We start from the raw sequence: 25,659 nt of genomic DNA on the forward strand, positions 1-25,659 counted from the left end.
GTGTATCGCAACACACTTAAGAGAGAATACAGCGCGGCATTCAGTGTTGTGCTTTAATAAATACGGGCACTTTGATAAAGGAATCTAGTTTGTTAGCAATGGTTCTAGGTTTATTAGATTGAATTTAGCCTGCCCAAAATCAGTGTTAGTTGAAAGCTTAAATCGAATAAAAAAACTATTCTCTACTAATTAGTAGTAAGAGTAAAATATGAACAAGTATATTCACTGTGTAAATATACTTTATTATATATTGCATTCTTTGGATTTTTACTTTGAGTACTATCATTTTTAAAGTTTTTTGAATAAAAAATTCACACATAATAATATTAAATAATACGTAACCATCCTATATGTGAGCAGCCTCTTTATTACGAGCTTTTTTCAAGAGACAGGGCAACCTCATAACCTTTAAAGGTGGCTTGTAATTGAGTTAAATGTTCAGCCAGACCATGTTCATTTAGTTGTAATGACCTCATCTAAACTATTAATTTCAACACCAATGGGAGTTCTGAAAGGGCCTAGTGCGATAAGACTTTATAATCGATTTCCACATATACGTAAAAAACTTTGGGGTAATCATTTTTGAGCTAAGTAATATTTTGCTGATACGGAGGGGTTAATAAAGCCATCATTAGACGTCATGTAAGGCATCAGGATAAAGTTGTTCAAAATCCCGACCAACAAAATGGAATTGTTAGAAGATTAATAAAGAATATAGCCCCCTTAGAGGTGGCTATATTTAAAGCCATCTCTTTTAAAGGAGATATTTTACAATTTGGTAACCACTTAAATATAAATGAGTGAGCAAGCAAAAAATTAAGGCTTTGTTAGAACTTAAAGCAGAAACATACCCCTTAAAAAGCCACGAACATCAACCTAAAGGAGAACAAAGGGTTAAAATTGCTACCATAATTTATATTAGAGAATAACCTATTAAAATCGATATACGACGTGTTAATATTTACTGAAATAACACAACGATTTTTCTAGTTTAAAAAATGATTAACTACTAAAAATCTTGTCACTAGACTCCCAATATATGCGGGATAATATTTTATAGGCCATTGACAATGGCCTATTGTTAGTAAAACATGAGAAAATTTTACATAAAAAGCCCTTATTTAGTCGGCTAAAACATTTTATTAACGTTTACTCAGAGATCTCCTCTTTACAATACACATTTTTTTGCATAACGGGTAAAGATAATTGTTTTTGAATTCCAGATAACGTTTCTTGCGTTAGCATCGCAAGCCCACGGTAAAAATTGCTGTTGGCTTGCGTGGCGAAAACATCAAGAAAATGTGCCGACCAAGGTAGCAAGTGCCATGCTAGCAATTCCTCAAAGTCATTGCGCCTATCTTGCTCTGCCAGCCATGCGGCTAACATCAAAATCAAACCAATATGGTCTTCTGGCTCTTTTTGTGTTGTGGCAGGTTCAATACCTTTTGACCGCATCCATTGTCGCAGCTCAACGGTAGAATCCCCAAAAATAATATTTTCTTTATCTAACCACACTGAACCCCAAGGTGGTGCAGGTAAGGCATAGGGGCCGATAAATAACCGCTGCCACGCTTCATCAAGTGGCTCATTTTGTTTTGTTGAATCTGCAAATAATGTGTTAATTTCATTGAGTGATGCCAACGAAAATGGCCACTCTTCATGCCATGTTGGCTCTCGCAAAATCGCGATAAGCTCCGCGTTATTTTCACTGTCTGGAGCAAAATAAAATAAAGAACCCAAAACCCGCCCCGTTACAGCAACGTGTTCAAGAAATTGCGCATCATGCATATTGATTGTCTCTGCGTTTTCAACGTAGGGAAACTGGCTCCCTACGTTGAGATATTTTACCGATTAGGCGACTGCCATTCCTACTGTCATATGTAGACCATAGAACAGCCCGCGTCCAATTAATTCACCGAACAACACCAATAATGTGCCGATGAACAAACTGATAACGGATGGCTGGTTTTGCTTCATTAGCGGTAAAATCCATAGCATCAAACCAAGGCTTGTTGCCACTAAACGAACCATTTGCAGCGTACCAAAATCAGGCACTAATGCACTCGCACTTTGCACCGACGTTGCGATCAGCGCAATTTCACCACTTTGTTCCAGCACAGATGCAATCGTAACCACATACGCCACGATGCTAATCAGTGCGAGTCGCCCACTGTGACACGGGAACTTGGTAATACGTAATAACAGCGTGCCGAGTATCGGCCCCACCACAAAGGCCGTCATAAAGAAGCCAATCGTGGTGTGTGGCGTGTTCCATGTCGGGACGGTGCTTATCATATAAACGCGAGTCATTGCCCAGACAAATAGCAGCCCCATCGCCATCGTAACCAGCAACCAAATTTTGCCGAGTCCTTCAGGCATTTTTTTCAGCGCCGCCAGCAGCCACCATAAGCCCCCTAATGCAAAAAAGAGGGAGCCAAACAGTACTTCATTACTGAGTGACGATGAAAAAACACGGTTCATTGAGTTAAACGCACGTAACGGCGAGCCCATATGCATCATGGAAGCCAAGAACCCTAAGCCCATCAGCACCCACAAAGCCAGCATCGCATTCACAATACGTTGCTTTTGTAGTTTGTCATCCGTCGATAACCACGCAAGGCCAGTCACAATCACTGCCCCCGCAATACTTTGTCCTAATACCGTAAACAGGATCAGCGGCCATTCATGTAATCCGTTGCCCATCTTATACCTCCCTTGGGTTAGCTAAGTGGCCCGTGGTATCGTTCACTGGGCGGCTATTGGCATTCGGCTTAATGACAATATTCGGTTTGGTGTAATGCGCTTCTGGCAATGGCGCGATTTCTGCCAATGTGCCATAGGTTTTACGCAGCTCTTCGATAGGGCCAAAATCCAACGCACGCAGCGGGCAAGATTCGGCACAAATCGGTTTTTTCCCTTCAGCCACACGCTCATAACAGCCATCACATTTTGTCATGTGCCCTTTTTCGGCATTAAACTGTGGCGCACCATATGGGCATGCCATGTGGCAGTAACGGCAACCGATACAAACACTTTCATCCACCACTACAAAGCCGTCTTCGCGCTTATGCATTGCGCCACTTGGGCACACTTTGACGCACGCAGGGTCTTCACAGTGGTTGCACGAAATTGACAAGTAATAACTAAACACATTTTGGTGCCAGACGCCGTTATCTTCTTGCCAGTCACCGCCCGTGTACTCGTAAATGCGCCTAAAATTCACTTCAGGAGATAAATTTTTGTAGTCTTTGCACGCTAATTCGCACGTTTTACACCCCGTACAACGGGCTGAATCAATATAAAAACCATATTGTGTTGTCATGATTTATCCCCTCCCTATACCCGAGCTACTTCAACAAGATTACTGTGCTGCGGGTTGCCTTTTGCCAGCGGCGACGGGCGCTGCGTGGTCAGAACGTTAAGGCTTCCCCCATGGTCTATCTTGTTTTCATCTGGCGCATACCACGCCCCTTCCCCCATTGCGACAACACCCGGGATGATCCGAGGTGTCACTTTGGCATTGATGTGCACTTCACCACGATCATTGAAAATACGCACCATATCGCCATTTTTGATATTGCGACGCGCAGCATCAATCGGGTTGATCCACATTTCTTGTAAACACGCGGCTTTAATCACGTCGACGTTGCCATACGTAGAGTGAACTCGGGATTTATAATGGAAGCCGCTCAATTGCAGCGGGTATTGCTCGGTCAGTTTGTCCTCATGGCTTTCAAAGCCCGGGGAATACATCGGGATAGCCGAAATTAAGTCACCTTCTTCAAGGGTCCACGTTTTCGCGATATCCGCTAAGCGGTCAGAGTAAATCTCAATTTTACCCGATGGGGTATTTAATGGGTTCGCTATTGGGTCTTCGCGGAACGCTTTGTGTGCCACGACATGCCCTTGCGGGTTCATTTTTTTGTAGATCCCTTGCTGCTGGAAAGTTTCAAAATCTGGTAACTCAGGCAGTTTTTCTCTTGAAATTTCATATAGATGGCGCAACCATTCTTCTTGTGTACGCCCTTCGGTGAACTTATCTTCAACCCCCATGCGACGGGCAATTTCTGTACACATTTCATACACGGTTTTGCTTTCAAAACGTGGTTCAATGGCTTGGCTGGCAAAAATCACGTAGCCCATGTTACTGGCGGCACCATCAAGACAAAAGTCCATTTGTTCCGATGCGGTGCAATCTGGCAGAAGAATATCCGCATATTTTGCCGATGCAGTCATGTGGTTATCAATCACCACAATCATTTCGCATTTTTTATCATCCTGAAGAATGTCATGGGTCTTATTGATATCAGAATGCTGGTTAATCAAGCTGTTACTGGCGTAGTTCCAAATAAATTTAATTGGCACGTCCAGTTTATCTTTACCACGAACACCATCATGGGTTGCCGTCATTTCAGGGCCACGTTCAATGGCGTCCGTCCATAAAAACACCGAAATACTGGTTTTAACAGGGTTCTCAAGGGTTGGCATCCGCTCAAAGGGGATATCGTAATTACCTTCACGCGCCCCTGTATTCCCTCCGCTAATCCCCACGTTCCCCGTTAAAATCGGTAACATGGCAATCGCACGAGCAGTTTGCTCACCGTTTGAATGGCGCTGCGGCCCCCAGCCTTGGCTGATATAAGCAGGCTTCGCACTACCGATTTCTCGCGCGAGTTTGATAATTTTATCGGCAGGGATACCGGTAATTTTTGCTGCCCATTGAGGCGTTTTTTCAATGCCATCATCCCCTTGCCCTAAAATATAGGCTTTGTAATGGCTATTTTTTGGTGCATTCGCAGGGAGCGTTTTTTCGTCATATCCAACGCAATATTTGTCTAAGAATGGTTGATCAACCAAATCTTCCGTGATCAATACATGGGCAAGCCCCGCCACTAATGCGGCATCAGTCCCCGGACGAATTGGGATCCACTCATCTTCACGCCCTGCGGCGGTGTCAGTATAACGAGGGTCGATAACAATCATTCGTGCATTGGAACGCTCGCGTGCCTGCTCTAATTGGTAAGTGATCCCCCCGCCGCTCATCCGTGTTTCAGCTGGGTTATTTCCGAACAACACCACCAATTTAGAATTTTCGATATCAGAAACGCTGTTACCCGCGCCACTGCCGTAGGTATACGGCATTGCGCAGCTAATTTGTGCTGTGCTGTATGTACCATAATGGTTTAAATAACCACCGGTGCAGTTCATTAAACGCGCAATTGGCGAGTTAGCAGGCGGCCATGAACGCGCAACAGTACCGCCCAAGGTACCTGTCCCGTAGTTTAAATAGACGGCTTCATTGCCGTAATCTTTAATAATACGTTTGAGATTGCCGCTAATGAGGTCGTATGCTTCTTCCCAACTAATTTGCTTAAATTTTCCCTCACCACGCGCACCAACACGCAGCATTGGGTATTTCAATCGGTCAGGGTTATACACACGGCGACGCATGGAACGACCACGCAGACAAGCTTTAACTTGGTGCTTATCACCATACACGTCATCCCCTGTATTATCGGTTTCAACGTATTTGATTTCCCCCTCCACCACGTGCATACGCAGCGGACAACGGCTTCCGCAGTTAACGGTACACGCACTCCAGACAATTTTTTCTTCAGGGGTTGGCATCGCTTCAGTAGCATTGGCGACATTGCTAAAAGGTAAACTTAATGCACCGCTAGCTAACGTTAAGCCAGCAATTGAACTATTTTGTACAAAGTCCCGTCTACTTATTTGATTTTGTAAGAACTGAATTGATGATTTTTTTTTCTCTCTACACATACATTGCTCCAGCGTTATAATTTAGATTCATTTTTTTTGGTTATTTAATTGTTAATATTGTTAACATTGTATTCTTTATATCATCTGTTTTTTTTTAAAAAACAACTTTGTTTAATATCAAAAAATAAATATATATTTCTTTTTATTATTAAAAGATGATATAATTCAATAGATTACTTTTATGGCGAAATTCGAAATGGTAATTGACATTTTATTTTTATCTACTAGTAGATAAATGCGAGGGCAAATGAGCAGAGATAAAATTATTTCAGAAGCATACAAGTTTATGACCAAAAAAGGATATTCCTCTTTTAGTTATGCTGATCTTGCAAAAAAAATAGGGATTACTAAACCAAGTATTCATTATTATTTTCAATCAAAATCTGATTTAGGCGAGGAGGTCATACGACGATCTCTAGCGAATTTAAAGTTAAAGTTAAAGGATATTGAGATTAATAATGAAAGTTTAAGAAGTAGGTTAAATTCTTATTTATGCCTTTTTATGGACGATTTTTATTGTAGCCGTTTACCATTATGCTGTTCATTGTCAGCTGATCGAGATAATCTTCCAGATGGTATGGTTTTATTGATGGCTGATTATTTTAAAGTTCACCTTGATTGGGTCATAAAAATAATTAATCAAGGGAAACAAAAACAAGAAACTATTCAACATATAGATGTTGAGAAAATATCGTTACTAATAATCAATTCACTAGAAGGGGCTAATATTGTTGCTAATGCATTGCAACAACCGAGATTTTTTAAGGATAGTTTTGGTGAGTTGATTGATTTATTTATAAAAGACAAGTTTTCTGATTGTGGTAAATAGATTAGCTTAATTTACAGTTACTTGACTATCTTATTATTCTGATGAAAAAAGCACTAAAATACAGAATAGCGTCCAATACAAACCAATATCGTAGGAAGGAAGCCAAAATATAATGGCATACTGAATGGCGTACTAGGAAAACCCTAAAATGAAAAACTCCAAGCTAATCAATAACCTGAAGTCAAATAATGGCGGAGGAGGAGAGATTCGAACTCTCGGATGGTTTCCCATCGGCGGTTTTCAAGACCGCTGCCTTCAGCCGCTCGGCCACCCCTCCGCAATGACGTGCACTATAAACATCCTCTCATTGGATGTAAACCCCTAATTTGATCATTCGCTTTAAAAATATACGTCTTTCATACTGTTAGATGAAAATATCGACATTCTAACGACTTTACTTGGGTTATATCCCAATTTTTGCTAAATTTACGTTCTAATTTTATTTGAGTTGAATAAGAGTATGTTGGTTTTTAATAATCAAGAAATAGAAACAGATGCGCAAGGTTACCTGCTTGATAGCCAACAATGGAGTGAAGAATTAATCCCTTTACTCGCGCAGCAAGAAGATATTGAAATTACTAATGAACACCTAGAAATTATCCGTTTCGTCAGGAATTTCTACTTGGAATTTAATACCTCACCGGCTATCCGTATGTTGGTTAAAGCAGTTTCTCAACAATTTGGGGAAGAAAAAGGCAATAGCCGCTATTTATACCGGCTATTTCCAAAAGGCCCAGCTAAGCAAGCCACTAAACTTGCTGGCCTGCCAAAACCGGTGAAATGTATTTAATTTCTTGCTAATAGCGGACACTAAAATCCGCTATTGGCTCAGCTTTCCAATTTTCGGTGAAAAAATGGTCTATCTTTGCTCCCGGAGGACCACCCGCTTTCAGCCAGTCATCAACAAACTCAATATCTTGCTCTGAGCCATAAACAGCTAACTTAACGCTGCCGTCATCCCGGTTACACACAAAGCCTTTTATGCCATTCTGATTAGCCCAATGATAGGTTTGGTAACGAAACCCAACCCCTTGAACACGACCATAAATATAAAAATAACGACCTGATGCAGTCATGTGAGCCTCCATTGTCAGAGCATATTGTATTGATACCTTCTTTTAACAGTTGTTTTTTATTCATTGAACAGATAATCTGCTAAATGAGGCACTGCTTTTGATAGTTACGTATAAAGACAGTGTATTGCGTTATTGATAATTGTCCATATCTTAGCTTGAAAACGCGTAGCACTGCCCATATATAGTTTGAAGTATAAGCAAGGCTTTTAGGAGGTCGCTATGATGATCACCAGTAAATATGGAATCGGGCAACAAGTTAGACACAAACTTCTCGGCTACTTAGGCGTTGTTGTAGATGTAGACGCTGAGTATTCGCTCGAACAACCACATGATGATGATATTGCCGCTAACAGCACACTACGCGATCTACCTTGGTATCATGTTGTTATGGAAGATGACAATGGGGATGCTGTTCATACTTATTTGGCCGAAGCTCAAATTACCTATGAAACCGCAGAAGACCATCCAGAACAACCATCAATGGATGAACTAGCGGAATCAATAAGGTCTCAGTTGCAAGCACCTCGCCTTCGCAACTAACCTGCAAATATCGATATTGTTATTTATGAACGCAACCGTAAAGCAGCTAACTAGCTGCTTTACTTTTTAACGCTAAAATGTAGTTTATTTTTCAAGGCCTAATGCAGGGATTTCTTGTTTTGGGCATTTATCCATAACAAACTGTAAACCTGCCTGCAAAGCGATTTTTTGCGCTTCTTCGCTAATCACGCCTTTTTGTAACCACAAAACTTTAGCTTTTACTTCTACCGCTTCCCTGGCTACTCCTATTGCAGCTTCTGCATTACGAAATACATCGACCATATCAATAGGCTCTGGTATATCACTAAGCTTTTCGTATACAAGTTGCCCTAATAAAGTTTGCCCTGCCAATTTTGGGCTCACTGGAATAACGGTATAGCCTTGATGCAAAAGATATTCCATAACTTCATAACTCGGCCTATTTGCTTTATCACTCGCCCCAACTAAAGCGATAGTCCGAACACTCTTTAAAATTTCAGCAATTTCTTGATCTCTCATCAAAATATCTCCCAAAATCTATAAACTATTCATTAGCATTATGATATATGTTGTATATCTTTGCTCATTCAATTTTTAAAGATGTCTATCTCGCATCTTATTTAAGGGAATATCATGGAATCAACTACCCGTAAAATTACAGCCTCAAAAAATATTGCTTTGGTTGCCCATGACCACTGTAAACCCTCATTATTATCTTGGACTAAGAAAAACAATGAACGGCTTCAAACTCACAATTTATATGCAACAGGAACAACCGGTAATTTAATTAACCAGCACACTGGATTGCCAGTTACCAGTATGTTAAGTGGCCCAATGGGGGGAGACCAACAAATAGGTTCAATGATTGCAGAACAAAAAATCGACCTATTGATTTTCTTCTGGGACCCTCTTAATGCAGTACCTCATGACCCAGATGTTAAAGCTTTGCTGCGCTTAGCCACAGTATGGAATATTCCTGTCGCAACCAACCCTGCAACTGCTGATTTTTTAATTACTTCCACCTATTTTGATAATGCGATAGACATTGTTATTCCTGATTACCAAAGCTACTTAACTAAACGAACTAACTAATCTATCAATATTAAGCGCCACAGCATTCTGGCGCTTAATATAAAATAAGTTTACCTTACGGTTTCTTTTGCTTTGGAACGCCCAATTGCTTGAGTTCATCAACAAATTCTGACGGCTTTTCTGGGTGATAAAGCAACCAAACTTGCTGCTTAGCCCGTGTTAATGCGACATATAGCAAACGTCTTTCTTCTGCATGGTCAAAATCTTCTGGCTTAGGCAGTAATACTTGCTCAATAATTGATTCGCGGGCAGGAGCAGGGAAACCATCCTTTCCACTATTCAAACCACAAATTATCACATGGTCTGCTTGCTGCCCTTTTGAGGCATGAATAGTCATAAACTGAATATTTAATTTTGGCCAACGGGTCTTGGCTTTACCTAATATATTAGGTTTTAAATAATGATAGCGAGCGAGCACTAATATCGTTTCATCATCAAGAACATAACCACTCATTTTATCCAATAAACGTTCCAGTGCATCTTCATACAGAAGAATAACGGATTTTTTATTTCCTTTAGTTAAGCTATTCAATGGCTTATCTAACTGCATAGGGTTTTGTAAAATAAACTGATTAGCAACCTCACCTATACGCTCATTAAAACGATAAGTTGTGTCTAAAGCGCAAAGTTCTCCAATACCAAAGTTATGTTCAAACGATGTGGTTAAGTCTAATTCTGCGCCACTAAACCGGTAGATAGCTTGCCAATCATCTCCAACAGCAAATAACGTCGTTTGCTTATTCTGCTTGCGTAGTACTTGCAATAACTTAGCGCGAAGAGGAGAAATATCTTGAAACTCATCAACTAAAATATGTTTCCATGGGCTAATAAAACGCCCTTTTTCTAGAATATTGATGGCCTGATGAATTAATCCTGAAAAATCAATTGCACCTTCATCTTTCAATGCGCTTTTCCACGCTTTCAATAACGGCGCCATTAAACGAATACGTTTTTGAAAAAGATCTCTTATTTCTTCCGCCGTATTCTCAATCATGTCCTTTTGGCTACCACCATGCATACGCATTAAGCTTAGCCAACGGTCTAACCGAGTAGCGACTTTAGTGCTAATTTTTTCGTCTTTCCAGAATTCACCGTCTGGAATTTCCCATTGTAACTCTTCAGAAAGCCATTCTCGCCACCCTTTTGCTTGCGCTTTCTTTGCTGAACATTGTTCTCGCCATTCATTTAATAATAATGTTTGCCGTTTTTGAGTATCTGTTTCTAACTCACTAATCACGGGCGATTTTTTGCTACCTTCACGAATAATGTGTAAAGCAAGAGCATGAAAAGTTTTTGCTTCAATATCTTGTTGTAGGCGTGAGTGAATACGCTCGTTCATTTCATCCGCAGCTTTACGACCAAAAGCCAGCAAGAGAATTTGTTTTGGTTTTGCCAAACCTCGCAAGATAAGCCACCCCGCTCTAGCGACTAGGACTGATGTTTTACCACTTCCAGCCCCCGCCAGCACTAATACATTATCCTCACCATTGATCACAGATAAGGACTGTGAATAATTTAGTGGCGACGTTTCTACTTGCTGGAAAAAATCGTGATAACGAACTAAAACAGACTCACACCAGTGATCATTAATTTGTTTTCGACATTCTTGACTGTTACGTAGCCAATTCTGGCATTCTTGATACTGTGCAGCACAATTTTCAAACAATGAAATACGTGCTAAAGGCATAGGCAATGACGAGAACTTTTGTGATATTTTATCTTTTATTTCGGCCAGTTGGTGTAATGTCAACCAATGATCTTGCTGCGTCAATTGTTCAATCGAATTAACTAACTCAGTCAATACATGAGCACTGACCTGACTCATTTCAGTGCTCCATTGCTGCCATTTTTCATTTAAATAATGGTAAAAGCGCTGAGTTTGTTTCCATTCAGTGCCATGTAAACGAACAACCTGTTCATTCACAATTTCAAATTCTAACTCCCCCCAAACAATCCCTCTCTTACAACGAAGATCAATGAGTTCATTAAATGGGATAAGATATTGGTGGTTTTCACCACTGACTTCAATACCTGCGTTGAGTAAGCGAACCCGATTGTAGGGATGCTGAGCCAGACGCTGTCCAATCTGTGTTGATTTCAGTTCCATACGTCCTGCACCTGAGAAAATCAATGACAAAAATACGGTTGGCTTGATTCCAAACGGTTTTTTATTCCTTGCAAACAAGCTATCCTATATAGATTAAGGCTTGTCTTACCTTTGAGGTACTTTGTGTTAACACTGCTTACCAGTTATCGTCGTGTGCTATATAACAGCCATATTTTATATTATATCCGAATATTTATAGCCCTGACAGGCGCAACCTTAGTGCCATGGTTGTTAGGTCAAGAGCCTAAAATCACCATCCCACTCACATTGGGTGTCGTTGCTGCAGCACTAACTGACTTAGATGATAGGCTAACTGGTAGAATAAAAAATTTAATTATTACACTTTTTTGTTTTTTTATTGCATCCGTTTCTATTGAACTCCTTTTTCCCTATCCTTTATTTTTCTTTTTTGGCCTCGCATTTTCTACGTGTGGCTTTATTCTTCTTGGTGCTTTAGGACAGCGATACGCTACCATCGCATTTGGTGCACTATTAATTGCCATTTATACCATGCTCGGCGTACCCATTTTTGATACTTGGTACCAACAACCCGCATTATTACTGACAGGGGCAATTTGGTATAATATTTTAACCTTGATTGGGCATATTTTATTTCCTGTAAGGCCATTGCAAGATGCAATAACCCAATGTTATCAGCAACTTTCAGCTTATTTAGACGCAAAAGCTAACTTATTTGATCCTGATTTAGAAGATGACTACCAACGCTCTGTTTATGATTTAGCATTAGTAAACAGCCACTTGGTTAGCACCATGAACCAAGCAAAAATTGCATTATTGAGTCGATTAAAAGGGGATCGGGGACAAAAAGGTACACGAAATTCGCTACAATATTATTTTGTTGCTCAAGACATTCACGAACGAGCAAGTTCATCCCACATACAATATCAACAGCTTAGCCGCACTTTACGTCACTGTGATATTTTATTTCGTTTCCAACGCCTATTAACCATGCAAGCGAGAGCCTGCCAACAAGTTGCTCAATCTGTTTTATGGCGTAAACAATACCAACATAATCCTCGTTTTGAACGTACCTTCGCTTACATTGAAAAATCGCTACAGCTACTAAAACAGCAATCGCCTGAGCTTCATGAAATTAAAGCCCTGTATAACCTACTTAAAAACTTAAAAGGAATTGATGTTCAACTTAAAGGCCTGAGCCTTGAGCAAAGTGCATGGCAGCAAAATAATAAACAGGTAGAGCAGTTATCTGATGAATCGTTATCCGGTATTAGTGATATTATTTCGCGGGTTAAGCACCATTTAACGCCAAAATCATCTTTATTTCGCCATGCAGTAAGAATGTCAATTCTCCTTTGTACTGGCTATATTATTATCCAACTATTTGATATGGAAAGAGGATATTGGATATTACTCACTAGCTTATTTGTATGCCAACCTAACTACAGCGCCACTAAACGCCGCTTAGCCCTTCGCATAATAGGAACTATTGTTGGTATTCTCATTGGTTTACCTTTGCTGAATTTAATCCCCTCAATGGAAGGGCAACTTACGCTAATCGTTATTTCTGGCTTACTGTTTTTTATGTTTCGCAGTAGCCAATATGCCCAAGCAACATTATTCATCACACTTCTCGTTTTGTTTTGTTTTAACCTATTGGGCGAAGGATTTGATGTTGCACTTCCACGGATCATTGACACATTAATTGGTTGTTTTATTGCATTACTTGCCGTTAGCTTTATTTGGCCAGATTGGAAATTCCGCCAACTCCCCCAAGTCATTCAAAAAACCATGGATAGCAACTGCCGTTATTTAGATGCTATTTTGCAGCAGTACTACCAAGGTAAAGACAACCGCCTTGAGTACCGAGTTGCACGTAGAGACGCACACAATAATGATGCAGAGTTTGCATCGATTGTTTCCAATATGGCTTCTGACCCTAAGTCTTATCGAATCACCCAAGAACAAGCTTTTCGCCTTCTTTGCTTAAACCATACTTTACTCAGTTATATTTCAGCATTAGGTGCACATCGTGAAAAAATGCAAAATGAAAGTAATCTTTCATTACTCAACGATGCTATTTGCTATGTTGAATCATCCTTGCAAATCACAACCATTGACCCACTAGTTATCGATGAAAAATCAGATAAACTTCGCCATAGTCTATTACACCGCATAGATTATATTTCAACCAGTGATGACGAAAAAACGTTGCTTATCATGGAGCAAACTAAGTTATTGCTTGAACTAATACCTGAGATACGGCAAATCATTCGCACTATCAGTGCAACATAAATATACCGATGAGCGGGTATAAAATTCTAAATACCCACTCATCTTCATATAGCGTATATGTAATATTGATTATATTAATAGTAAAAGTCGTTTTCAGTGAGTTTAGGCTGACGTCAACTCAAAACTATTATACCAAGCAATTAGCTCTTGTTTGATATCCTTAGGCAAAACAGCACTATGACACCCTTCTATTGCAGCTGCTAAGCCAATCAGTAGCTTGATACTGGGGTTATTCCTACCATGTTTTTTTAGCTTCATAAAACAAGCCTTTGCGCCCATCATGCGCAAATCGTCAACATGAGATACGCCAATTTTCCCTAGAGCACGCTCAACTGACATATTCATATTGGGTAAATCTTTTATACGCATGGTCATTGATTGCTTTTGTTTTAATTCCTCGATAGCTGAACGGTAAGCCAACTCAATATATTGGAGAAACAAAACTTCGTCATGCCAAACTTGTTCCGAAAGTTGATAGTACCGCATTTCCAATGGAATACCTTTTTTACTATAAACTAACCGATTAAACCCTAACGCTTCAAAGTGGCTCCTCGCTACTAAACAACCACGCAAATAAAAGCAGCCGTCGAGTACCAACCCCACAATTGCATCATCGACTAATAGACAAAATCCACCAAAATGATTTTTACGTTTTAATTCGCCAAATTGACTTAACAAACCGGATAAATAAAAAAATTTTTCTTCTTCTAACAACATTACCAAACTCCTTTTTGGGTATGCTCAATTTTCATCCTTTAGAAAATTAATTTTATAATTTCTTTTTTTACAGATAATTACGCGTAACCAATTTTGAGAGTTTCCATAAAAAATGCCAAGAAGAATGCGGAGAAAAACAACAAAGTTGCGAAGCGCTTTGAAAAAATAGTCTTGATATTGGATGGATATACAGTTACTGTATGTTCATACAGCATTGTAACGAGGTAAATTATGAGCATCTATTCTTGGAAGAACTCAACAGAACATTCTCTTAATAATTACGCACAATCAATCCCTGCTACAGGGCTTACCAATAGCTCTATACAACAAGGTATGGTGAGCGAACTTGTTTACGATGAAAAACACCCTATTATGGATTATATTTTATTACCAATGCTTCGTCAGTTTGGGGTTCAATCACGCTGGTTACTTTGGCTAACTCCAAATAAAAGGCTAAGTAAACACTGGTTAGAACAATCAGGTATACCTACTCATAAAGTTATGCAATTAAATCATATGGAAGATATCACTACGATTGATGCTATGGAAAAAGCACTAAGAAGTGGTAATTATAGTGTAGTTCTAGGGTGGCTACCGGAAATAAGCGAGCAAGATTTTGTTCGCTTACAATATGCAGCTCAAGAAGGTCGTTCTATCGGTTTAATTATGCGCCCACAAGAAACATATAATATGGTTAGCACACATGCAGGACAGCCAAACCACTTAAAAATTCACTCAAATCATTATCACTAGCTAAGATTAAGAATTTTCTTACTAAATTTAACCTTTAGAAATATTTATCTCTAAAGTTAAATTAAAAGTATTGTAGATCAATCAGATAGATAAAAAATAATCATTACGAAAAATATACATATCTCTCTGATTTATACACTAAAAAAATACTTTTTTTAACGATTATTGCTCACTCTACTTGTATCTTTTTAAGTTCGTTGTAGACTTTAGCTTGTTCGGCTTATGGCATTATTTTTTTACTTTTATTATTTTTTTGTAGATAATGTCTGCGAAACCTAGCAAGTAAATTAAACCAATGGCATATAATAAGGCTCAGCGAAGCCAAGCCAATATTGGATGATAACGAGGCGTAAAAATGAAAAAAACAGCTATCGCAGTAGCAGTGGCAGTAGCAGCTTTTGCAACCGTTGCACAAGCAGCTCCAAAAGATAACACTTGGTATACCGGTGCTAAATTAGGTTGGTCTCACTATGAAGACACTAGCCTGAACCCAGCAAAAACTGGTACAGACTATGCAGGTTGGGGCACTGTTGGTAACAGCACTGACCGTGACACAATCGGTGCAGGTGCCTACGCTGGTTACCAATATAACCAATACTTAGGCTTTGAGCTAGGCTACGATTGGTTCGGTAAAATGAAATACAAAGGCGCTGGTAACAGCGGTGACCTGAAATCTATGGGTGTTTCATTAACTACCAAATTAAGCTATCCAATCATTGATGACTTAGACGTTTACACTCGTTTAGGTGGTATGGTTTACCGTACTGAAGCTAAAGCTCACCAAAATGGCGAACGTTTCAAAGAAACTGACACTGGCGTTGCACCTGTATACGCATTGGGTCTTGAGTACGCAATCACTCCAGAGTGGGCGACTCGTTTAGACTACCAATGGGTTAGCAACTTAGGTGACAAAGACAATATCGGTACTCGTCCAGACAACGGCATGCTGAGTGTTGGTGTTGCTTACCGTTTCGGTCAAGCTGATGCTCCAGTTGTTGCTCCAGCTCCAGTTGTTGCTCCAGCTCCAGTTGTAGCTCCTGCTCCAGTTGTTGAAAACAAACGTTTTACTCTGCGTTCAGACGTTCTGTTTAACTTCAACAAAGCAAGCCTGAAACCAGAAGGTCAAGAAGCTCTGAATGAGCTGTACAACGAACTGAGCAGCATCGACCCAACTCAAGGTCGCGTACTGGTAGTTGGTTTCACTGACCGTATCGGTTCACAAAACTACAACCTGCCACTGTCACAAAAACGTGCTCAGTCTGTAGTTGACTACTTAGTTGCTAAAGGTGTTCCAGCTAGCGCAATCGCTGCAGAAGGCCGTGGTAAAGAAGATCCAGTAACTGGTAACAAATGTGACGATGTTAAAGGCCGTGCTGCTCTGATCGAGTGTTTAGCGCCAGACCGTCGCGTTGAAATCGAAATCCAAGGTACAACTGAAGTTGTAACTCAACCAGGTGCTTAATTCTTAGCCCTAGTTTGAATTTCGAACTGAACAAAAAAACCCCAATTAATATTGGGGTTTTTTTTTTTACTATTAGAATAATAGGAACGATATAAAAATTCACTTTAAAATAAATATCTCGTAATAAAAGCATACTACTTGAATACATACAACAGTAATGAGCCGCTAACCTTTGTTAATTATCCTTTTCCTTTGACGTCCCGAGGATCGCTTGTAAATCTTGCTTTAATGAGCTCATCTGGCTTTCGTATTTATCTTTATGTTCTGCATCTTCAATCAACTGAATAATAGTTTCAGACAACGTTTTATTACGCTTCACTGCAAGATTAGACAAACGCTGCCACACCGAAAAATTTAAATCTATTGATTTCTTACGTGTATGGGGATGTTCTGCATTAAAATGACGTTTACGCCTCGCTCGAATACTCTGTTTCATTCGATTATCAAGCTCAGGATTCATATGCAAAGAGATCCACTTTAGTACATCAATCGGTCTATTTTCCATTTTTAGCAGCAAGTCTATCGCTTCTTTTTCTGCGCTTCTTTCTATATAACGGGTAATAGCTTCACCACCTCTTGCTTTATTGACGAGGTATTCCCATTTCCAGCCACATTCAAGATTTTCAAGCTGCTGATATTTCATAATTTTTCCTGAAGAAAATTGAACCTATCTTTATATTAGCAAGATTATAAACAAAATACTCAAGCAGATATTCGATTTAGTAGAATATTCACTTTTTCAGTAAAGAAGACAACCTACCCTTGTGAAAATAGTGTACAATCTGCCCCTATCTGTTAACAAATTAATAAAACTGCATGTCCACATTTGAATACATACTCGTCATCTATGGGATTGGCGGAGTATGCGCAATGCTATTTACCTTACTCGTTACAAAAGACCCTAACTGTTTTATGCGTTTATTGAGCGCCATACTTATTGGCTTAACTTGGCCAATGACACTACCTATTGTGTTTATGTTTTCGTTATTCTAGTCGATAATTCAACAATTATTGCTGCAAGATTGCCTATCAAAGGCTAATATAACAGGCTTGCCCGTTGGGTAATGAATTAGCCTGAATTTTGTTTATAAAACAAACAATATTATTTAGCAAATTTATTAAATAAACCTTGTTCAGGCATATACGCCCAGCTTATTGGCAGGCATTCTATTTATAACCCTATTAATAGCAGATAATTATAGTGATCAGTCAAGAACTAACATGGCAAGGCCTAATTCCTAACTTATCGTCATTTCAGACGAAATTTGTATCTTCAGAAACGTTGACCCCTGCAATTTTGTCAGACATTCAGCCTAGGCTGTCTGATGGCATACAACATTTTGTTGATGAATTTGCCCAAACGCGCTTTATGTTTATCAAGTCTGATGAAAGTGAGGCATATCTTAGCCTTTATGCTAATGCAATTGCCCCCCTGCTAGCAGAGATCAACGCCATTGATGGTGATTATCAGTTATCTGAAGATAACCGACTTTTTCAGTGGAAAAATGGTGTTAAAAGCCGTTTTTCTTCTCGTGAAAAAATCGCTTACCGTAATTGGATAGAACCTGAACAATTATTCGGCTATGTCACCCCGTCCTTGAATTTAGTGCCTGGCTTACTTCATCAAATCAATGGCGGCATATTAGTTATCGCAGCTAGTGCATTAATTAGCCAGCCTTTAATGTGGGCTCGCCTAAAAAATATGGTTAACCGTCAACAACTTGAATGGTTACCTTATTCTGAAAATCAACCTTTACCAATTGAAATTGAGCCACAGCCCTTAGAACTTAAAATTATTATTGTTGGTGACCGACTCGCTTTAGAAGAATTTGAATTTACAGCACCGGAGTTATTTAGCTGCGCTATTTATGGCGAATATGAGCCTGTTATGTTCTTCGAGGATGAAGAGCAATTGGCCTTATGGATGCGTTACATAAAATCCATTATTGATTCGAATAAATTACCGAATATTTCGCCTGATGGTTGGCTTCCCTTTATCCAACAAGCTGTACGTTACTGTGAAGATAAATTTAATCTTCCTCTTGATATTCTTTGGTTAGTTCGATCTCTTGTCGATGCCAGCCATTACCATGTTAACCATTTGCTTACTCAAGAGTCATTTAATCAAGCAAATGAAAATCGCCAATGGCGCCACAGTTTTCTTGCTGAACGTACTCAAGATGATATTTTACAAGAACAAATCTTTGTTAAAACCGAAGGCGAAGTCATCGGGCAAGTTAATGGTTTGTCTGTTTTGCAATACCCGGGGCACCCAGATGCCATTGGCGAACCTTCGCGAATCACCTGTGTTGCGCATTTAGGTGATGGTGAATTTACAGATGTAGAACGTAAAGCCGAACTAGGCGGTAATATTCATGCCAAAGGTATGATGATCATGCAAGCCTATTTAAATTACGAGCTTAAATTAGAACAACCTCAGCCTTTTTCCGCCTCTATCGTCTTTGAGCAATCCTATGGTGAAGTTGATGGTGATAGCGCATCGCTCGCAGAGCTGTGTGCTTTAATTAGTGCATTAGCTCTACAACCTATTGATCAGCAAATTGCCATCACCGGTGCTGTTGACCAATTTGGTTATGTCCAACCTATTGGTGGGGTAAATGAGAAAATTGAAGGCTTCTTCGATATCTGTGAAAAACGAGGATTAACTGGTAGTCAAGGTGTCATCATCCCAATGGCAAATGTGCGCCATTTATGCACCAAGTCGGCTGTCGTTGAAGCGGTACAAAAAGGTCAATTCCATATTTGGCCTGTTGAACATGTTGCCCAAGCCATTACTTTACTCACTAAGCAGCCTTACTTTGAACAACAAGCTGAAGAGGAAAATGTACACCTGTTAGCTTTAATTCAAGAACGAATCAACCAAGCAAACTCACCTGATAAAGCTAGACTCCCTTGGTTCTTAAAATGGATGAGTTGAGTAAAGATTGCGTAAAAAATAGCAGATCGGAGTTGTTCAGCGTACAAGTGTACGCTATCCTGTAGCCCTACACATAATAAAGGCTATCTTAAGAACATGGTTGAGAAACGCGGATCCTACACAAAAGATGATTTAATTGCTTCTGGTAAAGGCGAGTTATTTGGAGAAAATGGTCCTCCATTGCCATCAGGAAACATGTTGATGATGGATCGTATCGTCAGTATGACTGAAGATGGCGGTACATTTAACAAAGGTTATGTGGAAGCTGAACTGGATATTAATCCGGACCTTTGGTTCTTTGGCTGCCACTTTACAAACGACCCTGTCATGCCAGGCTGTTTAGGCCTTGATGCAATGTGGCAGTTAGTTGGCTTCTACCTTGGCTGGCTCGGTGGTGAAGGTAAAGGGCGTGCGTTAGGCGTTGGCGAAGTTAAATTTACTGGCCAAGTTCTCCCTACCGCGAAAAAAGTCACTTATCGCATCAGCTTTAAACGCGTGATCAACCGTAAACTGATTATGGGTTTAGCAGACGGTGAAGTATTAGTTGATGGTAAATTAATTTATACTGCAACAGACTTAAAAGTGGGTCTTTTTAAAGACACGAGCGCATTCTAAGCTTTGAAATGCAAACCTCCGCAATGGCGGAGGTTCTTAAATTGATTGATCTCTTTAACTTGAAAACCCAAAAATACGCAAGAAAATCAGTACAGGCTATTTAACCTAAAGGATCAAAGAATATGGGGATTATACTACCGCTACGGTTCGGTCCTCCATCGCCTTTCGCCAACCACCTAGCCAATGCGACCGAGCATCTACTGCTTGATATGGGCACATCTCTTTAGAACGCCCCGCTAAACCTGCTTGATAACCTCTTGATAAAGCTCTTTCTAAACGGTCTCGCTTCTGTCTTTTCATGCCTTACTTCCCTCATCATTTAAATGGAAAAGAAAACAGCACCTACTATTTTTTAATAGGTACTCTATAGAAATAGCGCCCGTTGATAAAAAAATCAAGTAAAGATTTTCATATATTTGTCATAAATAGCATAAGTGTGACTTGTATGTGACAATTAGCATAACTCATTGATTTAAATTAAAAATAAAAACATTCTTTTATTTATCATAATATTAGCGAATAAAAGAAGTTATTGTTCACTAATATATAAATTAAAAGAATATCTATATTTGATAAAAATAATAATGCACCTGAAATATATAAAACTACATATATTCAAGGTGTAGACTGGCCCCTTAGATCTCCAGACAGTTGGTATCACTTAAATTAGTGATAATCTTAATACTAGTTTTTAGACTAGTTCTTGGAGATAACATGATCGAGATATTAGGTCCTGAACGTAGAAAACGTCGTTCTCCGCAAGAAAAAATGGCGATTGTTCAGCAAAGCTTTGAGTCGGGTATGAGTGTTTCCATGGTTGCCCGCCAACATGGCATAGCAGCAAGCCAGCTTTTCCTTTGGCGTAAACAGTATCAAGAAGGAAGCCTGACTGCAGTGACAGCAGGTGAACACGTTGTTCCTGCCTCTAAGCTAGCCTCAGCAATAAAGCAAATTAAAGAGCTACAGCGTTTACTCGGCAAAAAAACAATGGAAAATGAACTTCTTAAAGAAGCTGTCGAGTATGGCCGTGAAAAAAAGTGGATAGCGCTCGCGCCCTTATTACCCAAGGATGGAAAATAAGTTTAGTGAGTCGGACGTTACGTGTGTCACGAGCACAGTTATACGTTTTAGCGAAACGAAAAAGTGATTGGAAGGATAAGCGAGGTAGATGCTGTCAAGATGATAGTGATGCGCTTGCTCGTATACATAATGTCATTGATAAGCTGCCTACGTATGGTTATCGCCGCGTCTGGGCAATACTTCGTCGGCAATCTGAGAATGAAGGTATCGCGATGATTAATGCCAAACGCGTTTACCGTCTCATGAAGCAATCCGGATTATTATTGGAACGTAAACCTGCAATGCCAGTCTCAACGCGTGCTCATACAGGAAAAGTATCGGTGAATGAAAGCAATCAACGTTGGTGTTCAGATGGTTTTGAGTTCCGATGTGATAATGGTGAAAAACTGCGCGTCACGTTCGCTTTAGACTGTTGTGATCGCGAAGCCCTGCATTGGGCAGCTAGCACGGGAGGCTTCGACAGTGAAACCGTGCAAGATGTCATGTTAGGCGCTGTGGAGCATCGCTTCGGTAACGAGTTCCCCTCAAAGCCAGTTGAGTGGTTGACAGACAACGGTTCAGCATATCGAGCCCATGAAACACGGAGGTTCGCTAAACAAGTCGGCCTATCACCGAGACATACGGCGGTACGGAGTCCACAAAGTAATGGAATAGCAGAAAGCTTTGTAAAAATCATGAAGCGTGACTACATAAGTCTCATGTCAAAACCGAACGGATTAACGGCAGTGAAGAATCTTGCGGCAGCCTTCGAGCATTATAATGAATGGCATCCCCACAGTGCACTGGGTTATCGTTCACCGCGAGAGTACCTGCGGCGTCGAACCCATAATGAAATAAGTGATAAAAAGTGTCTGGAAATATAGGGTCAAATACAAGGTGCATTTAATATAATTTACTTAAATAGTTGCCAATAACTAGTATTTATCTATTTCTTTCGCAATGCTCTCAGCCACTTGCTGCCACCCCATCGATAACGTACGGACTAACTCTGGATAGCCATCTTCATTTTGATCTAACTGTACATCAAAATTACGGCGGATCACGTTGTTATCATGAGAGTAAGTCCAGAAACCTTGCACTAATACTTTCCCGTCATACCGCCCATTAAAGGCCGTTAAAGTGATATCAAGTGTATCCGGTGAGTTCTGTAATGGCTGCAACGATACCAATTTTTCAGGTAATGCTGCAGATAATTCACTCACCATCGACTGCCCAAGTTGTTGCTCTAATGGGCTAGCCCATAAGTGGGTACTTGCATTGGTATAACTGACATCTGTCGTTTGGTAGGTAATACCATTTGACGTCAGTACATCCGATAACATAATACGCTGCAACCATACTTGGCCTTTATCCATCACCTCGGCAGATTGTATCTGAGGAGTTTTCATTGGCAATTGGTAGTACTTTTTCTCTGGGGTACTACTACAAGCCGCCAATAACAAAACAAATATCGATAATAAATATCTCATTATTTTTTCACTCCTTTAGGCTCAACATCCTTCGTGGGTTCAGCTTCAAAAACTAGTGCATTACTCTTATTATTCAAGGTACGTAAAAGTGGCTGAACTTCTCTCAATACTTGGTCTAAACGCTGCATGTTATCCACCATTTTATTATAAGCTGGTGAACCAGGTTGGAAACCTTGCATTGCTCGGTTCATTTCTTGCAGTGTTTTTTGCAAGTCATGAGGTAAATTCTGGAACTCTTTACTCGCCATCACTTTGTTGAGCTGAGCTAACATAGCATTAGCTTCTTTAACAACTTTTTGCCCTTCTGCCAATGTTTGTGTGGTTTGATTAAGCATCGGTTCAATTGGCATATTGTTAATTTTATCTAACACTGCAATGACTTTTTGTTGAATTTGCGCTAACCCTGCACTGGTTGTTGGGATAATTTTATAACCAGCAACCACAGTCGGGCCTTTATAAGGCTCTGCATTTTGCACAAAATCCAAATCAACAAATAATGCGCCAGTTAACAAATTTCCTGATTTTAATGATGCTCTCAAGCCATCTTTCAACGCTAAATTTAATTCATTTTTTAAATTAAAATTCTTGCCAACATCTTTAGAGAAACGTTCTGGCTCAATATGAATCAAAACAGGAATTCTAAAGTCATTATCCAGAGATTGGTCTAAACCTTCCGTATAAAAAGGCACTTGTGCAACAGTACCTAAACGAATACCCCGGAACTCGACCGGCGCGCCTGGTTGCAAGCCTCGCACTGAGTCGGAGAAAAATAAGACAAAATCTTGATACTGTGTATACAAAGAGTTTTGAATACTGCTTTGGTTGTCAAACAGTTGAAATTCCGTATTTTCCTTCACATTTGCACCTGGAACCCATCCCGTTGGAACATCAAAACTCACACCACCAGTAAGCAGTGTAGCAATTGAGCCCATTTCAACGTGAACACCTTGGGATGACATATCAAAAGCAATACCACTGTCTTTCCAGAAACGTACATTTGAACTAATTAATTTATCATACGGCGCATTGATAAATAATTGGTAGCGCATATCACGCTTATCCATATCAAAGTTGCTAGTTTCAACAGAACCGACTCGGTAACCACGGAATAATACAGGGTCACCTGGGTTTAATTGCCCTGCTTTATCACTCACCAGTACCACACGAATGCCCTTAGCATCTGGTGATGCAAGAGGAGGGGTATCCAACAGAGTGAACTCGAAATGCTCTTTTGCCGCTAACCCCGGTTGAAGCTCAATATAAGCACCTGAAAGTAATGTGCCCAGCCCAGTGACACCATCACGACCGATTGTCGGTTTTACAATCCAAAACGCGGAATCGGTACGTAGCAATTCTTTCATTTCATTGTTCAAGCGCGCTTTAATAATCACTCGACTAAAGTTGTCATCAAGTGTCACGCTTTCCACAACGCCAATATCAACGCTGCGACTTTTAATTTTCGTTTTACCCGCTTCTATTCCTTCAGCATTGTAAGTGATTAATGTCACTTCTGGGCCTTGGTTGCTAAAGTGGTAAAATAAGACCCAAGCACCAAGCAAGAGCGTCACTATTGGGATCACCCATACAGGCGACCAACTTTTTAGCTTGCTAATTTTGGCATTGGCCTGTGGTGTTTCTTTATCAGTCACCCGATGACTCCTTCTTGTTCAACAGTATTTACTTCATTTTTTCTTTCACAGCGATCCCATGTTAATCTAGGGTCAAAGGTCATCGCTGCAAACATTGTGAGAATAACAACCACACCAAAGAAAATAATCCCCATTGCAGGGACAATATTCATCAATTGCCCCATTTGAACCAAAGAGGCTAAAATAGTGATAACAAACACATCTATCATTGACCAACGGCCGACATATTCCACCAGCTCATAAATAAAGTGCATACGATGCGGGTCGCGATTACCGTACCCTTTAGAATCGAGGCAAAGCCATGCAATTCCTATCATCTTCAATGTAGGTACCATGATACTGGCCACAAAAATCACCATGGCAACAGGGTATGACCCGTCTTCCCACAACAAAATCACACCATCAATAATGGTCGAATTTAATGCCGTTCCCAACGTATTAGTAGTCATCATTGGCAGCACATTAGCAGGGATATACAACATAATTGATGTGACTAAAAGCGCTAAAGTCCATTGTAAACTTTGGTTTTTACGTACACTACCATGGGAGTGACAACGTGGACATTTTGATTGTTCGGCAGGTAAAATCGCCGTACACACTAGGCATAAACGTACATCTTGCTTAATACCTGTCTGGCCCACGATTAACCGCCTATCTAGCTTCGGAGCCGCTTCAATTCGGTTCCACAGCCAATGGCGATCTAAGCATTGAAAAGCCCTTACTTGTAGCATGCAATACGCGCAATAAGGTAAAAAGCTTAACCCAATGCCAATATCACCGTAAGCTATCAATTTAACAAAGCTGACTAAGACTCCCGCTAAAAAAATCTCAGCCATGCACCACGCTTTCATTTGGAACAAAATGCGGGTTATCACCACTTTGATACTTTTAGGAATATGAACTTGTAACCCTAAAAGAATAATTGTGATCATGCAAAATGCAGGAATAATCAATGAAAAAAATAGAAAAAAGAGTGCCAGACCGCTATAACGTGTGGTTGCTATAATTTCAATTATTTGAAATAACGAGATTTCATTTTCAATCCCTGCGGCCCCCATCTTAACAAAGGGGAATAAGCAGGCAACAAACAACATAATTAATGCACTGAAGGCATATGCTGCTGGCTGCTTATACGGATATCGCCACTTTGAGACCAATGTGGTCTCGCAGCGTGGACACGTTGCCTTGCTCCCTTGCTCCAATTCAGGGACTGCAACCAACATGTCACACTGAGGACAAAGCACATGTTCATGAGACTCATGGTTGCACAAAGTGTATTTGCTCCTTTAATTAAAACG

General features: G+C 40.0%; 24 protein-coding genes, 1 tRNA gene and 1 pseudogene. 12 read left to right on the forward strand and 14 right to left on the reverse strand.

Translation table 11 applies throughout. The annotated features are described in order from the left end of the window. Positions 1–421 precede the first annotated feature (421 nt). Positions 422–684: pseudogene (tnpA, locus tag P3L37_RS12925) on the forward strand (IS200/IS605 family transposase); the annotation flags it as partial. Positions 685–1,149: 465 nt separating this feature from the next. Here the strand turns inward: tnpA and dmsD are convergent. The 4 genes from dmsD to P3L37_RS12945 form a co-directional block, all read right to left on the reverse strand. Continuing rightward, complete coding sequence (dmsD, locus tag P3L37_RS12930; protein WP_272667316.1) at positions 1,150–1,788, reverse strand: Tat proofreading chaperone DmsD; 639 nt, start codon at positions 1,786–1,788, stop codon at positions 1,150–1,152. A 63-nt stretch (positions 1,789–1,851) separates the two neighbouring features. Beyond that, on the reverse strand, positions 1,852–2,703 hold the full coding sequence (locus tag P3L37_RS12935) for a DmsC/YnfH family molybdoenzyme membrane anchor subunit (RefSeq protein WP_272573500.1): 852 nt from the start codon (positions 2,701–2,703) through the stop codon (positions 1,852–1,854). Between the two features lies 1 nt (position 2,704). Further along, positions 2,705–3,322 (reverse strand): DMSO/selenate family reductase complex B subunit, encoded by a 618-nt coding sequence (locus P3L37_RS12940; protein ID WP_206083314.1) that lies wholly within the window; start codon positions 3,320–3,322, stop codon positions 2,705–2,707. A 14-nt stretch (positions 3,323–3,336) separates the two neighbouring features. Continuing rightward, a complete protein-coding gene (locus tag P3L37_RS12945; RefSeq protein ID WP_272667317.1) occupies positions 3,337–5,781 on the reverse strand; it encodes a DMSO/selenate family reductase complex A subunit in 2,445 nt (814 codons plus the stop codon). A 247-nt stretch (positions 5,782–6,028) separates the two neighbouring features. Here P3L37_RS12945 and P3L37_RS12950 point away from each other — a divergent pair, with 247 nt between their 5' ends. Then, positions 6,029–6,610, forward strand: a complete 582-nt coding sequence (locus P3L37_RS12950; RefSeq protein WP_272573499.1) for a TetR/AcrR family transcriptional regulator — start codon at positions 6,029–6,031, stop codon at positions 6,608–6,610. Between the two features lie 189 nt (positions 6,611–6,799). On the opposite strand, the gene P3L37_RS12955 is transcribed toward P3L37_RS12950, so the two are convergent. Then, a tRNA-Ser gene (locus P3L37_RS12955) sits at positions 6,800–6,887 on the reverse strand. A 183-nt stretch (positions 6,888–7,070) separates the two neighbouring features. Here P3L37_RS12955 and P3L37_RS12960 point away from each other — a divergent pair. Continuing rightward, entirely contained in the window at positions 7,071–7,400 is a 330-nt protein-coding gene (locus P3L37_RS12960) for a TusE/DsrC/DsvC family sulfur relay protein (RefSeq protein ID WP_004256090.1), read from the forward strand. 7 nt (positions 7,401–7,407) lie between these two features. Here P3L37_RS12960 and P3L37_RS12965 read toward each other — a convergent pair whose 3' ends face one another. Continuing rightward, positions 7,408–7,686, reverse strand: a complete 279-nt coding sequence (locus tag P3L37_RS12965; RefSeq protein ID WP_184957450.1) for an acylphosphatase — start codon at positions 7,684–7,686, stop codon at positions 7,408–7,410. A 219-nt stretch (positions 7,687–7,905) separates the two neighbouring features. On the opposite strand from P3L37_RS12965, the gene hspQ reads away from it, so the two are divergent. After that, on the forward strand, positions 7,906–8,226 hold the full coding sequence (gene hspQ, locus P3L37_RS12970; RefSeq protein ID WP_181937016.1) for a heat shock protein HspQ: 321 nt from the start codon (positions 7,906–7,908) through the stop codon (positions 8,224–8,226). An 84-nt stretch (positions 8,227–8,310) separates the two neighbouring features. Here the strand turns inward: hspQ and P3L37_RS12975 are convergent, their stop codons facing one another. Continuing rightward, positions 8,311–8,724, reverse strand: a complete 414-nt coding sequence (locus tag P3L37_RS12975; RefSeq protein ID WP_109911070.1) for a CoA-binding protein — start codon at positions 8,722–8,724, stop codon at positions 8,311–8,313. Between the two features lie 114 nt (positions 8,725–8,838). Between P3L37_RS12975 and P3L37_RS12980 the strand changes: the two genes are divergently transcribed. Continuing rightward, positions 8,839–9,297 (forward strand): methylglyoxal synthase, encoded by a 459-nt coding sequence (locus P3L37_RS12980; protein ID WP_109911069.1) that lies wholly within the window; start codon positions 8,839–8,841, stop codon positions 9,295–9,297. A gap of 55 nt (positions 9,298–9,352) precedes the next feature. Here the strand turns inward: P3L37_RS12980 and helD are convergent, their stop codons facing one another. After that, on the reverse strand, positions 9,353–11,404 hold the full coding sequence (helD, locus tag P3L37_RS12985) for a DNA helicase IV (RefSeq protein ID WP_109911068.1): 2,052 nt from the start codon (positions 11,402–11,404) through the stop codon (positions 9,353–9,355). 123 nt (positions 11,405–11,527) lie between these two features. On the opposite strand from helD, the gene yccS reads away from it, so the two are divergent. Beyond that, positions 11,528–13,678 (forward strand): YccS family putative transporter, encoded by a 2,151-nt coding sequence (yccS, locus tag P3L37_RS12990; RefSeq protein ID WP_004909659.1) that lies wholly within the window; start codon positions 11,528–11,530, stop codon positions 13,676–13,678. A 102-nt stretch (positions 13,679–13,780) separates the two neighbouring features. Here yccS and P3L37_RS12995 read toward each other — a convergent pair whose 3' ends face one another. Further along, on the reverse strand, positions 13,781–14,395 hold the full coding sequence (locus P3L37_RS12995; RefSeq protein WP_109911067.1) for a TfoX/Sxy family DNA transformation protein: 615 nt from the start codon (positions 14,393–14,395) through the stop codon (positions 13,781–13,783). A gap of 231 nt (positions 14,396–14,626) precedes the next feature. Between P3L37_RS12995 and sulA the strand changes: the two genes are divergently transcribed. Continuing rightward, entirely contained in the window at positions 14,627–15,148 is a 522-nt protein-coding gene (gene sulA, locus P3L37_RS13000) for an SOS-induced cell division inhibitor SulA (RefSeq protein WP_109911066.1), read from the forward strand. Positions 15,149–15,503: 355 nt separating this feature from the next. After that, positions 15,504–16,610 (forward strand): porin OmpA, encoded by a 1,107-nt coding sequence (gene ompA, locus P3L37_RS13005; RefSeq protein ID WP_272667318.1) that lies wholly within the window; start codon positions 15,504–15,506, stop codon positions 16,608–16,610. A 175-nt stretch (positions 16,611–16,785) separates the two neighbouring features. Here the strand turns inward: ompA and matP are convergent, their stop codons facing one another. Beyond that, entirely contained in the window at positions 16,786–17,253 is a 468-nt protein-coding gene (matP, locus tag P3L37_RS13010; protein ID WP_109911064.1) for a macrodomain Ter protein MatP, read from the reverse strand. A gap of 173 nt (positions 17,254–17,426) precedes the next feature. Here matP and P3L37_RS13015 point away from each other — a divergent pair, with 173 nt between their 5' ends. The 3 genes from P3L37_RS13015 to fabA all read left to right on the forward strand — a co-directional run bounded on the left by P3L37_RS13015 (position 17,427) and on the right by fabA (position 20,163). Then, positions 17,427–17,603: a GhoT/OrtT family toxin gene (locus tag P3L37_RS13015; RefSeq protein ID WP_004909646.1), complete on the forward strand. Its 177-nt coding sequence runs from the start codon at positions 17,427–17,429 to the stop codon at positions 17,601–17,603. A 208-nt stretch (positions 17,604–17,811) separates the two neighbouring features. Beyond that, positions 17,812–19,548, forward strand: coding sequence for a Lon protease family protein (locus tag P3L37_RS13020; RefSeq protein WP_109911063.1), 1,737 nt, complete (start codon positions 17,812–17,814; stop codon positions 19,546–19,548). Positions 19,549–19,644: 96 nt separating this feature from the next. Further along, the gene (fabA, locus tag P3L37_RS13025) at positions 19,645–20,163 is read left to right on the forward strand and encodes a bifunctional 3-hydroxydecanoyl-ACP dehydratase/trans-2-decenoyl-ACP isomerase (RefSeq protein ID WP_004909641.1); all 519 of its coding nucleotides are present in this window, start codon (positions 19,645–19,647) and stop codon (positions 20,161–20,163) included. A gap of 129 nt (positions 20,164–20,292) precedes the next feature. On the opposite strand, the gene rmf is transcribed toward fabA, so the two are convergent. Then, complete coding sequence (rmf, locus tag P3L37_RS13030) at positions 20,293–20,463, reverse strand: ribosome modulation factor (protein WP_109911062.1); 171 nt, start codon at positions 20,461–20,463, stop codon at positions 20,293–20,295. 414 nt (positions 20,464–20,877) lie between these two features. Here rmf and P3L37_RS13035 point away from each other — a divergent pair. Continuing rightward, positions 20,878–22,106, forward strand: a protein-coding gene (locus tag P3L37_RS13035; RefSeq protein ID WP_272667319.1) for an IS3 family transposase whose coding sequence is annotated in 2 segments (ribosomal slippage) — positions 20,878–21,193 and positions 21,193–22,106 — 1,230 coding nt in all. Because the reading frame shifts where the segments join, the coding sequence is not laid out codon by codon here. 51 nt (positions 22,107–22,157) lie between these two features. On the opposite strand, the gene pqiC is transcribed toward P3L37_RS13035, so the two are convergent. The 3 genes from pqiC to pqiA are packed head-to-tail and all read right to left on the reverse strand — an operon-like array spanning position 22,158 to position 25,632. Next, positions 22,158–22,712, reverse strand: a complete 555-nt coding sequence (gene pqiC, locus P3L37_RS13040) for a membrane integrity-associated transporter subunit PqiC (RefSeq protein ID WP_109911061.1) — start codon at positions 22,710–22,712, stop codon at positions 22,158–22,160. After that, positions 22,712–24,361, reverse strand: coding sequence for an intermembrane transport protein PqiB (gene pqiB, locus P3L37_RS13045; protein ID WP_110731833.1), 1,650 nt, complete (start codon positions 24,359–24,361; stop codon positions 22,712–22,714). Before pqiB ends, pqiC begins: the two co-directional genes overlap by 1 nt. Next, complete coding sequence (pqiA, locus tag P3L37_RS13050; protein WP_109911059.1) at positions 24,358–25,632, reverse strand: membrane integrity-associated transporter subunit PqiA; 1,275 nt, start codon at positions 25,630–25,632, stop codon at positions 24,358–24,360. The genes pqiB and pqiA overlap by 4 nt, the downstream gene beginning before the upstream one ends. Positions 25,633–25,659: the final 27 nt, after the last annotated feature.

The organism is Providencia sp. PROV114 (genome assembly GCF_032704305.1).
In the GTDB taxonomy this organism is placed as follows: Bacteria; Pseudomonadota; Gammaproteobacteria; order Enterobacterales; family Enterobacteriaceae; genus Providencia; species Providencia rettgeri.

Bases quoted from the DNA above. Each gene is read 5' to 3' on its own strand.
- dmsD (WP_272667316.1), bottom strand. From the start codon at position 1,788: ATGCATGATGCGCAATTTCTTGAACACGTTGCTGTAACGGGGCGGGTT.
- P3L37_RS12935 (WP_272573500.1), bottom strand. From the start codon at position 2,703: ATGGGCAACGGATTACATGAATGGCCGCTGATCCTGTTTACGGTATTA.
- P3L37_RS12940 (WP_206083314.1), bottom strand. From the start codon at position 3,322: ATGACAACACAATATGGTTTTTATATTGATTCAGCCCGTTGTACGGGG.
- P3L37_RS12945 (WP_272667317.1), bottom strand. From the start codon at position 5,781: ATGTGTAGAGAGAAAAAAAAATCATCAATTCAGTTCTTACAAAATCAA.
- P3L37_RS12950 (WP_272573499.1), top strand. From the start codon at position 6,029: ATGAGCAGAGATAAAATTATTTCAGAAGCATACAAGTTTATGACCAAA.
- P3L37_RS12960 (WP_004256090.1), top strand. From the start codon at position 7,071: ATGTTGGTTTTTAATAATCAAGAAATAGAAACAGATGCGCAAGGTTAC.
- P3L37_RS12965 (WP_184957450.1), bottom strand. From the start codon at position 7,686: ATGACTGCATCAGGTCGTTATTTTTATATTTATGGTCGTGTTCAAGGG.
- hspQ (WP_181937016.1), top strand. From the start codon at position 7,906: ATGATGATCACCAGTAAATATGGAATCGGGCAACAAGTTAGACACAAA.
- P3L37_RS12975 (WP_109911070.1), bottom strand. From the start codon at position 8,724: ATGAGAGATCAAGAAATTGCTGAAATTTTAAAGAGTGTTCGGACTATC.
- P3L37_RS12980 (WP_109911069.1), top strand. From the start codon at position 8,839: ATGGAATCAACTACCCGTAAAATTACAGCCTCAAAAAATATTGCTTTG.
- helD (WP_109911068.1), bottom strand. From the start codon at position 11,404: ATGGAACTGAAATCAACACAGATTGGACAGCGTCTGGCTCAGCATCCC.
- P3L37_RS12995 (WP_109911067.1), bottom strand. From the start codon at position 14,395: ATGTTGTTAGAAGAAGAAAAATTTTTTTATTTATCCGGTTTGTTAAGT.
- sulA (WP_109911066.1), top strand. From the start codon at position 14,627: ATGAGCATCTATTCTTGGAAGAACTCAACAGAACATTCTCTTAATAAT.
- ompA (WP_272667318.1), top strand. From the start codon at position 15,504: ATGAAAAAAACAGCTATCGCAGTAGCAGTGGCAGTAGCAGCTTTTGCA.
- matP (WP_109911064.1), bottom strand. From the start codon at position 17,253: ATGAAATATCAGCAGCTTGAAAATCTTGAATGTGGCTGGAAATGGGAA.
- P3L37_RS13015 (WP_004909646.1), top strand. From the start codon at position 17,427: ATGTCCACATTTGAATACATACTCGTCATCTATGGGATTGGCGGAGTA.
- fabA (WP_004909641.1), top strand. From the start codon at position 19,645: ATGGTTGAGAAACGCGGATCCTACACAAAAGATGATTTAATTGCTTCT.
- rmf (WP_109911062.1), bottom strand. From the start codon at position 20,463: ATGAAAAGACAGAAGCGAGACCGTTTAGAAAGAGCTTTATCAAGAGGT.
- pqiC (WP_109911061.1), bottom strand. From the start codon at position 22,712: ATGAGATATTTATTATCGATATTTGTTTTGTTATTGGCGGCTTGTAGT.